We start from the raw sequence: 11,543 nt of genomic DNA on the forward strand, positions 1-11,543 counted from the left end.
GATTCGGGGTGGGTGGGGGTGCGGGGCGGGGGTGGCGTGGGGGTGGTGGGGGAGGATTCGGCGCAAAGCGGGCGGGTGGTGCGGCGGAAGGGCGGGTTTCGGTGGTGTTCGAGCGGGAGCCCGGCGCGGCGGGGGAGGGGTGGCGGTCGGCGTCGCGGTGGGGGGCGGCGGTGCTGGTGGCGGCGGCGGTGGTGGCGCTGGTGATCGCGCTGTGCGTGCTGCTGCGGGCGGCGGTGGTGCCGCTGCTGATCGCGGTGCTGATCAGCGCGCTGGTGGAGCCGGTGAGCCGGCGGCTGACGGCGCGCGGGCTGCCGCGGGCCCTGGCGGCGGCGGTCGGGTGCCTGCTGCTGGTGGCGGTGGTGGGCGGGGCGCTGTGGGTGGTGGTGAAGCTGATCTCGGACGCCGCGTCCGGGCTGACGGCCTCGTTGCAGGCGGCCGCGGACCGGGCCTCGGGGACGGACCCGTTCGCGCAGGCGGTGCGCGGCGCGGCGAGCGGCCTGCGGCAGTGGGGGAGCAGCCTGGGGGCGGGCGTCGTCTCGGGGGTGCTGAGCGGGGTGGGCCTGGCCGCGCAGGTGCTGGCCTGCGGGGTGCTGACGCTGGCGCTGGCGTTCTTCCTGCTGAAGGACCGGGCACTGCTGGTGGCGGCGCTGCGCCGGGCGTCCCCGGCCGGGCAGCAGGAGCGGGTGCTCGCGGTGGTCGGGACGGGGTACGCGGCGATGTCCGGCTTCATGCGCGGCACCACGATCATCGCGGGCATCGACGCCGGTTTCATCGCGCTGGGCCTGACCCTGCTCGGGGTGCCGCACGCGCTGGGCCTGGGCGCGCTGGTGTTCGTCGGCGCGTACGTGCCGTACGCGGGCGCGTTCCTGTCCGGCCTGACCGCGGTGGTGGTGGCGTTCGCGGACGGCGGCCCGGGCGAGGCGCTGTGGGCGTTCGGGATCGTGCTGGGCGTGCAGGCCCTGGAGGGGGCGATCCTGCAGCCCGCGGTGCAGAGCCGGACGGTCCGCCTGCACCCGGCGGTGGTGCTGTTGACGATCTCGGCGGGCGCCTCGCTGGGCGGCCTGCTCGGCACGCTGCTGGCGGTGCCGCTCACCGCCGCCGCGGTCGGCGTCGGCCGGCAGGTGCGGGGCTGGCGGAGCTGAGGCGGGCCCCGGCTCACGGGCCCCGGCCCGGCGGGGGCTCAGGGGGTCGGCGCGGTGTCCGGGGCCGCCAGGCGCGCCGCGGTGCGGACCAGGGCGGCCAGCGGGCGGGAGCGGCTGTGCGGGGGCCAGGCGAGGTGGGTCACGACGGGGGGCGCGTCGGTCAGCGGGACGGCGGCGTGCTCGTGCCACAGCCAGGTGCGGGCGGAGGCGGGGACGAGGGCCATGGTGCGTCCGAGGGCGATCTGGCCACGCTGCCGGACGGCGGCCCGAGCGGTGCGTTCTTCGACGAGGGCGGCACCGTCCCCTGGTGGGCCGGGGCCTCCGTCGTGGGCGGTGCCGGTCAGCCCAGTTGGCCGTGGGCGCCCGCTTCGAGGGCCGCGCGCAGGAGGGCCAGGGTGGCGGCGGCGCGGTCCAGGTCGTCCGGGGTGACGGCCGCGGTCAGGGCGGCGAGTTCCGCCTCGACGACGCGGCGGGCGGCGGACAGCCGCTCGTCGCCCTCGGGGGTGAGGTGCAGCAGCGAGGAGCGCCGGTCCTGGGGGTGGGCGGCCCGCCGGCACCAGCCCGCGGCCACCAGCCGGTCGACGGCCTTGCTGACGGCGCCCACGGTGATCGCCAGTTCGCCGACGATGTCGAGCACGCGGCACTCGGGCACCCGGTCGATGATCTCCATCAGCTCGAACTGCCCGGTGCCGAGGTCGAGTTCGGCGCGCAGCCGGGTGTTCACCGCGTTGTAGAGGCGGGTCTCGGTGCGGACCAGATCGATGAAGAAGGGTGTGACGCTGCTCACATTCGCTCCAATGGATTCCCGGGAATCGTATTCCTTGGAATATTGTTCGAGTCGGCAGATGGATTCCTGGGAATCCATCCTTGCACACCCGCCCGCACGCCCACTCGCACCCGCGCCCCTCGGAGGCCCCCATGTCCCGCCAGCAACGCGACGCCCTGGACGCCCTGTTCCGCTCCGTCCCCCGCAGCGAGGTGCCGCCCGCCCCCGCCGAACAGCGCGCCGGTTTCGCCGCGGCCATCACCCGCCCCGGGCCCGCGGACGTGGCCGTCCGCCGGACCGTCCTCGGCGGGCGCCCCGCCCTGGAGTTCGAACCCGCCGGCGCCCCGGCCCGCGGCCGCCTGCTCTACCTGCACGGCGGCGGCTACGTCATCGGCTCGCCCGACACCCACGCCGGCCTGGTCGGCGAACTCGCCCGCCGCGCCGGACTGCCCACCACCTCGGTCGACTACCGGCTCGCCCCCGAACACCCCTTCCCCGCGGCCCTCGACGACGGGCTCGCCGCCTACCGCGAACTCCTGGCCACCGGCACCGACCCGCGCGCCCTCGCCCTGGCCGGCGACTCCGCCGGAGGCGGACTGGTCATCGCCACCCTGCTCGCCGCCCGGGACGCCGGACTGCCGATGCCGGCCGCGGTGGCGGTCTTCTCCCCCTGGGTGGACCTCGCCGTCACCGGGGAGAGCGTCCGCTCCAGGAAGGACGCCGACCCGCTCTTCGTCGAGGCCGACCTGCACGCCTACGCCGACCACTACCTCGGCGCGGACGACCGGACCCACCCCCTGGCCAGCCCGCTGTACGCCGACCTCACCGGCCTGCCCCCGCTGCTCGTCCAGGTCGGAACGAATGAACTGCTCCTCGACGACGCGGTCCGGCTCGCGACCCGCGCGGTCGCCGCCGACGTCGAGGTCACGCTCGAAGTCGGCCCCGGCCTCCCGCACGTCTACCAGCACCACTACGGCCGCCTCGACGAAGCGGACGCCGCCCTCGACCGCACCGCCCGCTTCCTCACCGACCGGCTGGACGCCGCGCGGTCGGACGCCGTGCGGTCGGACGTCGTCGGCTGAACCTCAGTCCCGGCGCGGCGCGGCGCGAGCGAGTGGACGGGCGGGGGCCGCCCCGGCTGCTCGGCGTTCCCCTCCCGGGTCTAGGGTCCGTGCGAACGATCCCTTCCGGAGAGCGTGCGAGGAAGCACATGAACATCCGTTTTGTGGTGCACCTGGTCGGGACGCTGACGCTGGTACTGGTCCTGACCTTCGGCGGCTTCGCGCTCGGCGGGCCCCTCGTGGGCCGGCTGGGGCTGGTCCTCTGGTTCGTCGTGGCGAGCCTGGTCCGGGCGATGCTGCCGCCCTCCTACCACTACGGCGTCGCGGGCGCGGAGACCACCTCGGCCACCTACCGGGGCTGGGCGGCCAGGCTCGTCGCGCGCACCGCCCTGGGCCGGAACCGGACCCCCGAGGGCGACCAGCTCCGCCTCGCCGCCGGCGTCCGGCTCTGCCTGTTCGGCTTCGCCGTCCGCGGTGGCCACGAGACCCGGGGCCACCTGCTGCTGCAGCGGACCCCGGACGGCGGCACGGAGGTCTCCTGGCAGGGCCGCAAGGAGGGCGCCGCCCAGCCGATCACCCCCGCGGTCCCGGCCTTCACCCCCGGCGGAGCGGTGCTCAACCCCGCCCACGCCCGCATCGGCTACGCCTCGCCCGTCCGCTTCGGCCGGGACACTTACTGGCTGCGCGCCCACGACGCCGACGTCATCCGACTGGCCCTCGGCGCGGCGCCCGCGACGCCGTCCGCCGGCTGAGCTCGGGCACGGATCCGGGTCCACGACGCTCAGTCAATTCGGATGCTCAGGAGTCGGTAGTTCGGCTGCCGACATGCACGGCGTGGCCGTAGGAGCCCTCGGGCTTTCCGGCCAGCAGCGGACCGACTCGGCGCGTCACCACGGCGACCGCTTCGGAGCGGGTGGTCGCGTCGTGCGCCTCCTTGTCGGTCCACAGCTGGGTCAGCCAGACCGTGTCCGGGTCGTCGAAGGCCGTGTTGATGCTGTAGTCGAGCAGGCCACCGGTCTCGCCGCTGACCCGGAACCCGTCGAGGAGCACGGCGACCAGCTCGTCCCGCCGACCGGGCAGCGCGGTCATCCGCCCGTAGACGCTGAACTCGTTCCCGCTGGACATGCGCACTCACCCCTCCGCCTGATCGATTCGCATCCGATCTTAAGGCAACTGCGGTGTGAGGGAGGGGACTTCGGGACTCGCCCGGCAAGTGGCGAAAGACTGAAGGGGCCGACCGCATCTCGATGCCGAGGGGCGCCGGGGCCCGGGAGTCGACGGCTGTCGGGCGGTCACGCGCCGGGGAAGGTGCCCGCCTTGACCTCGGTGACGAACGCCTGCCAGGTGCGCGGGGAGAAGGCCAGGTGGGGGCCCTCGGGGTCCTTGGAGTCCCTCACAGCACCGGGGTTGCTGTCGTTCACCTCGACGCAGTTTCCGCCGTCGCCGCCGCTGTAGGACGACTTGCGCCAGGCGGAGGCGCCGGGGTCAAGGGCGTTGCTCATGTGCGTATTCCTCCGCCGCCGATTCGATCAGGGGCAGGGACGCCTTCGGCGACAGCGAGGCGGCCCTGGCTGCATCATAGGCCGCCTGGCAACGGGCGACTATGACCGGATCGTCGAGCAACTGGCCTGAGTACGGGCCCTCTACGTACGCCACCGGTGGGGCTTCTGCGAACGTCATCATGAAGAGCGAACCCGTCACGAGGGAGTGCTCCCCTTCGCTGAACGGCAGTACCTGGAGCACGAGTTTGCCCGCGCGTACCAAGTACAAGAGGTGGCGCAGTTGCTCGGTCATCACGCACCTGCCGCCGACCGGTAGCCGGAGCACCGCCTCGTGGAGGACGACCCACAGCTTGGCGGCTGCTGTATCGGTCAGGACGGGCACCCGCCCGAGCCTGGCCGACACCTTCTCCTCCACCTCCTCGGCCTCGATGAACGGATTGCTGGCCCGGATGACGGCCCGCGCGTAGTCGGCCGTCTGCAACAGGCCAGGTACCAGGGTCGGGGCGTACTCGAAGATCTGCTCGGCCTGGGCTTCGAGTTCGGCGACCCGCGTGAAGTGGGCGGCGTGCTGTCGGTGGGCCGCCAGGAGGTAGATGCGGGCGAAGTGGTCCCCGGTCTCGAAGACCTTGTCGAAGCGTTCGGAGAGTTCTGCCTGCGGGTTCCGGGCCGCGACCTCGATCTGGCCGATGTACCCGCCGGAGCAGTAGACGAGATCGCCCAACTCCCGCTGGGAGATCCCCATCTTCTCGCGGTACCGCCGTAGCTCCGAACCGTAGTAGGCGCTCGGAGAGGTGGCGGGGCCGAGCTCCTTGGGGTTGACCATGCGTCACATCCACTTCACTACAGCAGCGTTGCTGCAACGTCGTCCCTGTTCAGGGTAGCTATCCGTGCCGATGCTGAGGGTGGAAAGTCCAGGATCCGAGGCAGGGAGCGGCGATGGCGGAGACGGAGCACGGGGCGGCGCAACTGCGCGCCCGGCAGGCCGAGGCGGAGGGGGCGGCGGACGCCGTGGAGGCGGCGTGGCGGTTGGCGGGGTTGCCGTCGGAGCCGAGTGTGATGCCGGTGATGAGCGGGCGGGGGCTGAGGGCGGGGGCGCACGTCTCGCTCGGGGGGTGCAGCGCGGCGACGGCCCGTGCGCTGGCCGAGGTGCTGACGGAGTACGCCCGGCTGACCGGGCGGCTGATCGACGGGCGGTCGCAGCGGATCCTGGCCCGGGTGTTCGCCGAGAACGGGCTGTCTCCGGTGCGGCCGGGCGAGGGCGCGTACCTGGTGGCGAGGGAGCTGAGCGCGTGAGCACGGAGCGGTGGGAGCCCGAGGAGGGACGGCCGGCGTACGACCGGCGTTCCGGGGAGGACGTCCGGGTGATGGCGGTGCACGGCTGCGGGGTGTTCGTCCGGAGCCTGCGGGACGGGCGGGAGAGCGTCACCACGCTCGCCGAACTCGTCCCGTCCGAGCGCGCGGTGGAGGGGCTGTGACGGACGACGCGCTCACCCGGGCCTGGGCGGGGGCGGCCCGGCTGGCCGAGCTGATCGGGGTGGAGGTCAAGGTCACCGAGGTGCCGGAGGGAGCCCACGTCCTGCTCGAACTCCCGCCCGGGGAGAGCGACTCCAACCACCTGGAGGTGCTCGCCGTCCTGCGCGCCGCCGACCGCTTCGGCCACCGCCGCTCGGCCGACGGCGTCGAGCACCTGTGGGCCACCTACTGGTAGGCGGACGGCCCGTCCGGGACGGCCTCCGTTCAGGAGTTGCTGCCGACGGCTCCGGCCTCCGGGGCGGGGTCGGCGTCCGAGGCGGTGGCGGCGGCGGTGGCGGGGGTCAGGCTCGGGGAGGTGCCGCGGAAGGACAGGACGACGGCGAGGGCGCAGCCGCAGCTGATCGCCCAGTCGGCGAGGTTCATCACGCTGAAGTCGCGGACCGCGATGAAGTCGACCACCGCGCCCTGCGCGCCGCCGGGGGAGCGGAACAGCCGGTCGGTGAGGTTGCCGAGGGCGCCGCCGAGCAGCAGGCCGAGCGAGATCGCCCACGAGGTGCTGGCCAGGCGGCGGGAGAGCCGGACCACCACGACGACCACGGCCGAGGCGACCAGGGTGAAGACGATCGTCATCGCCTCGCCGATGCCGAGCGCGGCGCCGGGGTTGCGGTGGATTCGCAGCTCCAGCCAGCCGCCGATCAGCCGCACGGGCGAGCGCCCCTCCAGTCCGGCGACCACCGCCAGCTTGCTGCCCAGGTCGACCGCGTACGCGGCGGCGGCGACCGCCCACAGCAGCCGCACCCGCCTGCGCGCGGCGGAGGTGCCGTCCTTCGCCGCGTCGTCCTTCGCCGCGTCGCTCGTGGCCGCGTTGCTCGTCGTCATGTTCGCTCTCCTCGCGCTCCTGGCCCCCCCGTGGGCGGCGGGCGGGGCTTCTCGCCCCGAGGAAAGTACCCCGGGGCGATCTGCGCCCGTCCCTCCGGGGCGTACCGGAAGGGCGGCGGAAGATTGCCTCTGAGGCAACAGGATTCTTGAAACGTCAACAGTCTGTTTAGGATCCTGGGATCGCATACTGCCTGATCAGGGAGTTTCCGCATGTCCGTCACCTCGAACGCCGCCACGCTGGGAAGCCGCGCGTGGCACGCGATGCGAGCCGGAAGCTTTGCCATGGGGGCACTGCTGGTGCTGGTCGGGGTCGGGGTGGCCTTGCACCAGCCGGTGCTGATCCCGCCGCTGGCGGCCAGCGCCGCCCTGGTGCACGGTGCGCCCGGGCTGCCGATCTCGCAGCCGCGCAACCTGGTCGGCGGGCAGCTGCTGTCCGCCGCGGTGGGCTTCCTGGTGCTGGCGGTGGCCGGGCCGGGCCCGTGGGCGGCGGCCGTCGCCGGCGGACTGGCCCTGGTGGCGATGCTGATCGCGCACGTGCCGCACTCCCCGGCGGCGGCGACCGCCGTGATCGTGGTGCTGCAGTCCCCGCGTCCGGTGGTGTTCCTCCCGCTGCTGGCCCTCGCCACGGCCGTCCTGGTGCTGTTCGGCCTCCTGCCGCACCGGATCGGCGGCCACCCCGTGCGGTACCCCGTCGCCTGGTGAGGGCGGCGGCGGTGCCGTCAGCAGCAGGGCTCGGCGGACGGGGGAGAGGTGGGCAGGAAGGGCTGCCGGGCGTCCACCAGGGTGCCGGGGCAGCGGTCGGAGGCGCTCCCCGTCGGGAGTTCGGCCCAGACGACCTTGCCGTGCGGCGAGGTGCGGTAGTAGCCCCAGCGGGAGGAGAGCTCGTCCACCAGGTGCAGGCCGCGGCCGCCGGTGGCGTCCGGATCGGCCGGGCGGGGGCGGGGCGGGCGCGGGTCGTGATCGCCGACCTGGACCAGCAGCGAGCCGCCGCGCAGCACCAGCGAGAGGGTGAACCCGTGCGGGCCGCCGCGGACCCGGACCGCGTTGGTGGCCAGTTCGGAGACCACCAGCCGGGCGGCGTCCGAGAGTTCCACCCGGGCGCGCCAGCACTCCAGCACGTGGACGGTGTGGCGGCGGGCCCCGGCGACCGACTCCGGGGTGCTGTCGAGCGTCAACAGGCTGAGCTGCGGCCGACTTCGAGACATCACGGGCCTCCCGGCGGATGCGCACGGGCACCCGCCGACGACAGGAGACGACCCGCACCATCCAGCTTCGGTCGGAGCACCGGCGGCCCGCCACGGCCGGAAGTCCCCAGGGGAAGGGGCACTTCGGCTGACGCGGGTCCACGTCTCATCCATGGCTCATGCGGATCGCTGCCATCGGCGATCTTCGTTGGACGCGGTGTCCGAAACCGTTGCAGGCTGATGGCCCGGCCTCGCTCGCGGGCCACGTCCCAGAAAATCAACGGGAGTTGGGCAGATGAGTTTTCTGATCACCGGAGCCCGCGGCGGCATCGGCGCCGGTCTGCTGCGGCGCCTGCACGCCTCCGGGTACGCCGTCCGGGCGGCCAGCCGCGCCCCGGAAAGGCTCGACCTGCCCGGCGGCGTACCCGCCGTCGCCCTCGACCTCGCGGACCCGACGACCTTCGCCCCCGCGCTGACCGGCGTCACCGACGTCTTCCTCTACGCCGAACCGGCCGGGATCGACGCGTTGTTGAGCACCGCGATCACGGCCGGGGTGCAGCGCGTGGTCCTGCTCTCGTCGGACGCGGTGACCCTCCCCGGCGCGGAACACCACGCGCTCGCCCGGCACCACCTGCAGGTCGAACGGGCGCTGCGGACCGCGCCGCTGACCGCGACCGTGCTGCGCCCGGGCGGGTTCGCCACCATGGCGCTGCACTGGGCGGAAGCCGTCCGGGCCGGCCGACCGGTCGAGCAGGCGCATCCGGACGCCCGGCTCGACGTCATCCATCCCGAGGACGTCACCGACGTCGCCGAACTGGCCCTCGTCAGCCACCGACTGGACGGCGAGACCGTCGCGCTCGGCGGCCCGGAAGTCCTCAGCTTCCGTGACCAGGCCCGGATACTGGGAGAACTGCTCGACCGTCCGATCGAACTGCGCGAGCCCACCCGTCAACAGGCGGCCGCGCGCTTGAGCGCTCACGTGCCCGCACCGTTGGTCGACTCCGTCCTGGACTACTGGGCCGCGCTGCCCACCGAGCACCACGAGGCGGCCCGGTCCACCGAGCGACTGACCGGTCGCCCCGGCCGCCCGTTCCGCCGCTGGGCCGCCGACCACCTGGACCTGTTCCGGTGAACGGCCATCGCCCGGCCATCGCCCGGTCCTCGGCGACGTGCGCGGTCGGACGGCCCGTCGTGCGGACCTCCCGGACGGCCCGTTCCTCGTGGTGCTCCCCCGACCGCACCCGGACGGGCCGAAGTCGGTGACCGGCGGGGGCCTCAGCCGCGTCGGGGCTCCCAGCGCAGCAGGCGGCGGCAGAGCGCCGCGGCCGCGGCCAGCCAGGCGGCGAGCAGCAGCAGCGACGGCCCGGCCGACGTCCAGCCGTGCAGCAGGTCCAACTCCCGCAGCGGGCCGCCCGCCCAGGTCTCGGCGCCGAACTCGCGGCCGAACCAGGCCGTCCGCAGCCCCCGCACCACCGGGGAGAGCGGCAGCGCCCCGGACGGGCCGCGCAGCCACTCCGGCAGGCCCGCGACCGGGGTGAACACGCCCGCGCCGAACATGCACAGCACCAGCACCGGCGTCGCCACCAGCGGCGCCGACTCGGTCGACGGCGTCACCCCCGACAGGGCCACCGCCAGCACCGAGAACAGCAGGTAGCCGCCCAGCAGGACGAGCAGCAGCAGCACCGGATCGGCCGGCAGCGGCGCCCCGAACCAGCCGACCGCGACCCCGCCCAGCACCACCGCCTGGATCAGCACCACCACCCCGCCCGCGCCCACCTGCCCGGCGAACACCGCGCTCGGCGGGCACTCGGTGCCGCGCAGCCGCTTCAGCACCAGCTCCTCGCGGCGCGCCACCACGCCGCCCAGCAGATTGACGAACGAGGTCACCAGGGCCAGTCCGAGCAGCCCCACCGCCACGTACCCGGCGGCGTTCACCCCGCCGATCTCCCGCTCGCGCAGCGGCGCGGCGATCACCAGGTTGAGCAGCACCGGCAGCAGGAACCCGATGAAGGTGGAGCGCCGGTTGCGCCAGAACACCTTCCAGGACAGGGCGAACTGCCCCTTGGCGTACGTGAACCAGCTCATCGGGACGCTCCCGTCGCGGTGGGTGAGTGGCGGTCGGCGGGCGTGTGGTGCTCGCCGGGGGAGTGCCGGTCGGCGGGCGCGTGGCGGTCGGCGAGGTCGAGGAAGACGTCCTCCAGCGAGCCGGAGCGCACCTCCAGGCCGTCCAGCTCGACGCCCCGGGACGCCGCCCAGGCGTGCAGCGCGGCCAGCGCGGGCGCCGAGCGGGGCACCCGGTAGACCGCCCGGCCGTCCGCCGAGGACGGTGCGGCGCCGAGCAGTTCGGGCAGCGCGGCCAGGTCGAGGCCGGGCGGCAGCGGGAGGGTGATCAGGTCGCCGCGGCCGGCCAGCACCTCGGCGACGGTGCCCGCGGCGGCGATCACGCCGCGGTCCATGATGGCCACCCGGTCGGCCAACTGCTGGGCCTCCTCCAGGTAGTGGGTGGTCAGCACCACCGTGGTGCCCGCCGCCCGCAGCCCCGCCACCAGCCGCCAGGTGGCCCGCCGGGCCTCCGGGTCCATGCCGGTGGTCGGCTCGTCCAGGAAGAGCAGCTCCGGCTCGTTCAGCACGGCCAGCGCCAGGTCCAGCCGGCGGCGCTCGCCGCCGGACAGCTGGCCGACCCGGGTGCCGGCCCGCGCCTCCAGGCCGACCTCGGCCAGCACCGCGGCGGTCGGCCGGGCCCGGCTGGTGAAGGAGCGCCAGCAGTCGACCGTCTCCTTGACGGTCAACTCCTTGAAGAAGCCGCCCTCCTGGAGCATCACCCCGGTGCGCCGGCGGACCTGCGGCCCGGCCGTGAACGGGTCCAGGCCGAAGACCCGGACGCGCCCGGAGGTCGGCGGGTGGTAGCCCTCCAGCACCTCCAGGGTGGTGGTCTTGCCCGCGCCGTTGGTGCCGAGCAGGGCGAAGAGTTCGCCGCGGGCGATCGAGAAGGAGACGCCGCGCACGGCCTCGTATTCTCCGTAACTGCGCCGCAGGTCCACTACCTCCACGGCCGGGAATTTCTCGGAAAGAGGTGTCATGCAGGCAGCGTGACGGGTGCGGGCGGTTCGCGGCAAGTAGCGCATCGCCGCAGCTCAGAACATGTGCAAAATGTCATCTCGGGTCATGACATTCACGCCCCGCGGAATCTGACATCTCCTACTGCACGGATTTCCGGAAGCCGGTCATAGTTGAGACATCGCCGAGAGCGGAACCGGAAAAAGCGAAAGCCGGACCGGGAAAGCGAAAGGCGGGAGAAGGACTGACCGAGGCGATCGACCCGGGAAGCGGGCCGGAGCCGCGAGACAAGAAGGAGCCTCCCATGGCGCAGAACGAGATCAACAAGGACGAGCAGTTCGACATCGAGGTCGAGGAGCTGGACACCGTCAACGGCGGCGTCTCCGTCTCCTCCCTGCTCTCCGCCGCCTGCCCGGTGTCGAGCTTCAGCTCGGTGTCGAACTCCGTCGCCGAGGTCGCGGCCGAGTAATTCGGGACCC

General features: G+C 73.9%; 17 protein-coding genes and 1 pseudogene. 9 read left to right on the forward strand and 9 right to left on the reverse strand.

Annotation, left to right across the window (positions count from 1 at the left end; all coding sequences use genetic code 11):
* The first annotated feature begins 101 nt into the window (after positions 1–101).
* Entirely contained in the window at positions 102–1,142 is a 1,041-nt protein-coding gene (locus ABD345_RS21365) for an AI-2E family transporter (RefSeq protein ID WP_344554059.1), read from the forward strand.
* 38 nt (positions 1,143–1,180) lie between these two features.
* Here ABD345_RS21365 and ABD345_RS40325 read toward each other — a convergent pair.
* Positions 1,181–1,537: pseudogene (locus ABD345_RS40325) on the reverse strand (hypothetical protein); the annotation flags it as partial.
* Positions 1,483–1,929, reverse strand: coding sequence for a MarR family winged helix-turn-helix transcriptional regulator (locus ABD345_RS21375; protein WP_344554060.1), 447 nt, complete (start codon positions 1,927–1,929; stop codon positions 1,483–1,485). The gene ABD345_RS21375 and the pseudogene ABD345_RS40325, both read right to left, overlap by 55 nt.
* Before the next feature lie 131 nt (positions 1,930–2,060).
* On the opposite strand from ABD345_RS21375, the gene ABD345_RS21380 reads away from it, so the two are divergent.
* Together ABD345_RS21380 and ABD345_RS21385 are read left to right on the forward strand one after the other, a co-directional pair.
* Positions 2,061–2,990, forward strand: coding sequence for an alpha/beta hydrolase (locus ABD345_RS21380; RefSeq protein ID WP_344554061.1), 930 nt, complete (start codon positions 2,061–2,063; stop codon positions 2,988–2,990).
* A 128-nt stretch (positions 2,991–3,118) separates the two neighbouring features.
* On the forward strand, positions 3,119–3,721 hold the full coding sequence (locus ABD345_RS21385) for a hypothetical protein (protein ID WP_344554062.1): 603 nt from the start codon (positions 3,119–3,121) through the stop codon (positions 3,719–3,721).
* Positions 3,722–3,767: 46 nt separating this feature from the next.
* Here the strand turns inward: ABD345_RS21385 and ABD345_RS21390 are convergent, their stop codons facing one another.
* The 3 genes from ABD345_RS21390 to ABD345_RS21400 all read right to left on the reverse strand — a co-directional run bounded on the left by ABD345_RS21390 (position 3,768) and on the right by ABD345_RS21400 (position 5,294).
* Complete coding sequence (locus tag ABD345_RS21390) at positions 3,768–4,094, reverse strand: putative quinol monooxygenase (protein ID WP_344554063.1); 327 nt, start codon at positions 4,092–4,094, stop codon at positions 3,768–3,770.
* A gap of 167 nt (positions 4,095–4,261) precedes the next feature.
* Positions 4,262–4,471: a DUF397 domain-containing protein gene (locus tag ABD345_RS21395; protein ID WP_344554065.1), complete on the reverse strand. Its 210-nt coding sequence runs from the start codon at positions 4,469–4,471 to the stop codon at positions 4,262–4,264.
* Complete coding sequence (locus ABD345_RS21400; protein ID WP_344554066.1) at positions 4,455–5,294, reverse strand: helix-turn-helix domain-containing protein; 840 nt, start codon at positions 5,292–5,294, stop codon at positions 4,455–4,457. The genes ABD345_RS21395 and ABD345_RS21400 overlap by 17 nt, the downstream gene beginning before the upstream one ends.
* Positions 5,295–5,407: 113 nt before the next feature.
* Between ABD345_RS21400 and ABD345_RS21405 the strand changes: the two genes are divergently transcribed.
* From ABD345_RS21405 to ABD345_RS21415, 3 genes are read left to right on the forward strand one after another with little or no spacing between them, the layout of a single operon-like run.
* Positions 5,408–5,764, forward strand: a complete 357-nt coding sequence (locus tag ABD345_RS21405) for a hypothetical protein (protein ID WP_344554068.1) — start codon at positions 5,408–5,410, stop codon at positions 5,762–5,764.
* Positions 5,761–5,946, forward strand: a complete 186-nt coding sequence (locus tag ABD345_RS21410) for a hypothetical protein (RefSeq protein WP_344554069.1) — start codon at positions 5,761–5,763, stop codon at positions 5,944–5,946. The genes ABD345_RS21405 and ABD345_RS21410 overlap by 4 nt, the downstream gene beginning before the upstream one ends.
* A complete protein-coding gene (locus ABD345_RS21415; RefSeq protein WP_344554071.1) occupies positions 5,943–6,179 on the forward strand; it encodes a hypothetical protein in 237 nt (78 codons plus the stop codon). Before ABD345_RS21410 ends, ABD345_RS21415 begins: the two co-directional genes overlap by 4 nt.
* A gap of 29 nt (positions 6,180–6,208) precedes the next feature.
* Here the strand turns inward: ABD345_RS21415 and ABD345_RS21420 are convergent, their stop codons facing one another.
* On the reverse strand, positions 6,209–6,823 hold the full coding sequence (locus tag ABD345_RS21420; RefSeq protein WP_344554072.1) for a signal peptidase II: 615 nt from the start codon (positions 6,821–6,823) through the stop codon (positions 6,209–6,211).
* Between the two features lie 210 nt (positions 6,824–7,033).
* Here ABD345_RS21420 and ABD345_RS21425 point away from each other — a divergent pair, with 210 nt between their 5' ends.
* Positions 7,034–7,525: an HPP family protein gene (locus ABD345_RS21425; RefSeq protein WP_425556855.1), complete on the forward strand. Its 492-nt coding sequence runs from the start codon at positions 7,034–7,036 to the stop codon at positions 7,523–7,525.
* A 17-nt stretch (positions 7,526–7,542) separates the two neighbouring features.
* Here the strand turns inward: ABD345_RS21425 and ABD345_RS21430 are convergent, their stop codons facing one another.
* Entirely contained in the window at positions 7,543–8,028 is a 486-nt protein-coding gene (locus tag ABD345_RS21430; RefSeq protein ID WP_344554076.1) for an ATP-binding protein, read from the reverse strand.
* Positions 8,029–8,302: 274 nt separating this feature from the next.
* Here ABD345_RS21430 and ABD345_RS21435 point away from each other — a divergent pair, with 274 nt between their 5' ends.
* Positions 8,303–9,139: an NAD(P)H-binding protein gene (locus ABD345_RS21435; RefSeq protein WP_344554077.1), complete on the forward strand. Its 837-nt coding sequence runs from the start codon at positions 8,303–8,305 to the stop codon at positions 9,137–9,139.
* A gap of 143 nt (positions 9,140–9,282) precedes the next feature.
* On the opposite strand, the gene ABD345_RS21440 is transcribed toward ABD345_RS21435, so the two are convergent.
* Entirely contained in the window at positions 9,283–10,092 is an 810-nt protein-coding gene (locus ABD345_RS21440; protein ID WP_344554079.1) for an ABC transporter permease, read from the reverse strand.
* The gene (locus tag ABD345_RS21445) at positions 10,089–11,087 is read right to left on the reverse strand and encodes an ABC transporter ATP-binding protein (protein WP_344554080.1); all 999 of its coding nucleotides are present in this window, start codon (positions 11,085–11,087) and stop codon (positions 10,089–10,091) included. Before ABD345_RS21445 ends, ABD345_RS21440 begins: the two co-directional genes overlap by 4 nt.
* 281 nt (positions 11,088–11,368) lie before the next feature.
* On the opposite strand from ABD345_RS21445, the gene ABD345_RS21450 reads away from it, so the two are divergent.
* On the forward strand, positions 11,369–11,533 hold the full coding sequence (locus ABD345_RS21450; RefSeq protein ID WP_157852240.1) for a hypothetical protein: 165 nt from the start codon (positions 11,369–11,371) through the stop codon (positions 11,531–11,533).
* Positions 11,534–11,543: the final 10 nt, after the last annotated feature.

Source organism: Kitasatospora saccharophila (genome assembly GCF_039529925.1).
Lineage (GTDB): Bacteria > Actinomycetota > Actinomycetes > Streptomycetales > Streptomycetaceae > Kitasatospora > Kitasatospora saccharophila.

Coding starts and splice junctions, on each gene's coding strand:
- ABD345_RS21380 (WP_344554061.1), top strand. CDS start 2,061: ATGTCCCGCCAGCAACGCGACGCCCTGGACGCCCTGTTCCGCTCCGTC.
- ABD345_RS21385 (WP_344554062.1), top strand. CDS start 3,119: ATGAACATCCGTTTTGTGGTGCACCTGGTCGGGACGCTGACGCTGGTA.
- ABD345_RS21390 (WP_344554063.1), bottom strand. CDS start 4,094: ATGTCCAGCGGGAACGAGTTCAGCGTCTACGGGCGGATGACCGCGCTG.
- ABD345_RS21395 (WP_344554065.1), bottom strand. CDS start 4,471: ATGAGCAACGCCCTTGACCCCGGCGCCTCCGCCTGGCGCAAGTCGTCC.
- ABD345_RS21400 (WP_344554066.1), bottom strand. CDS start 5,294: ATGGTCAACCCCAAGGAGCTCGGCCCCGCCACCTCTCCGAGCGCCTAC.
- ABD345_RS21405 (WP_344554068.1), top strand. CDS start 5,408: ATGGCGGAGACGGAGCACGGGGCGGCGCAACTGCGCGCCCGGCAGGCC.
- ABD345_RS21420 (WP_344554072.1), bottom strand. CDS start 6,823: ATGACGACGAGCAACGCGGCCACGAGCGACGCGGCGAAGGACGACGCG.
- ABD345_RS21425 (WP_425556855.1), top strand. CDS start 7,034: ATGTCCGTCACCTCGAACGCCGCCACGCTGGGAAGCCGCGCGTGGCAC.
- ABD345_RS21430 (WP_344554076.1), bottom strand. CDS start 8,028: ATGTCTCGAAGTCGGCCGCAGCTCAGCCTGTTGACGCTCGACAGCACC.
- ABD345_RS21435 (WP_344554077.1), top strand. CDS start 8,303: ATGAGTTTTCTGATCACCGGAGCCCGCGGCGGCATCGGCGCCGGTCTG.
- ABD345_RS21440 (WP_344554079.1), bottom strand. CDS start 10,092: ATGAGCTGGTTCACGTACGCCAAGGGGCAGTTCGCCCTGTCCTGGAAG.
- ABD345_RS21445 (WP_344554080.1), bottom strand. CDS start 11,087: ATGACACCTCTTTCCGAGAAATTCCCGGCCGTGGAGGTAGTGGACCTG.
- ABD345_RS21450 (WP_157852240.1), top strand. CDS start 11,369: ATGGCGCAGAACGAGATCAACAAGGACGAGCAGTTCGACATCGAGGTC.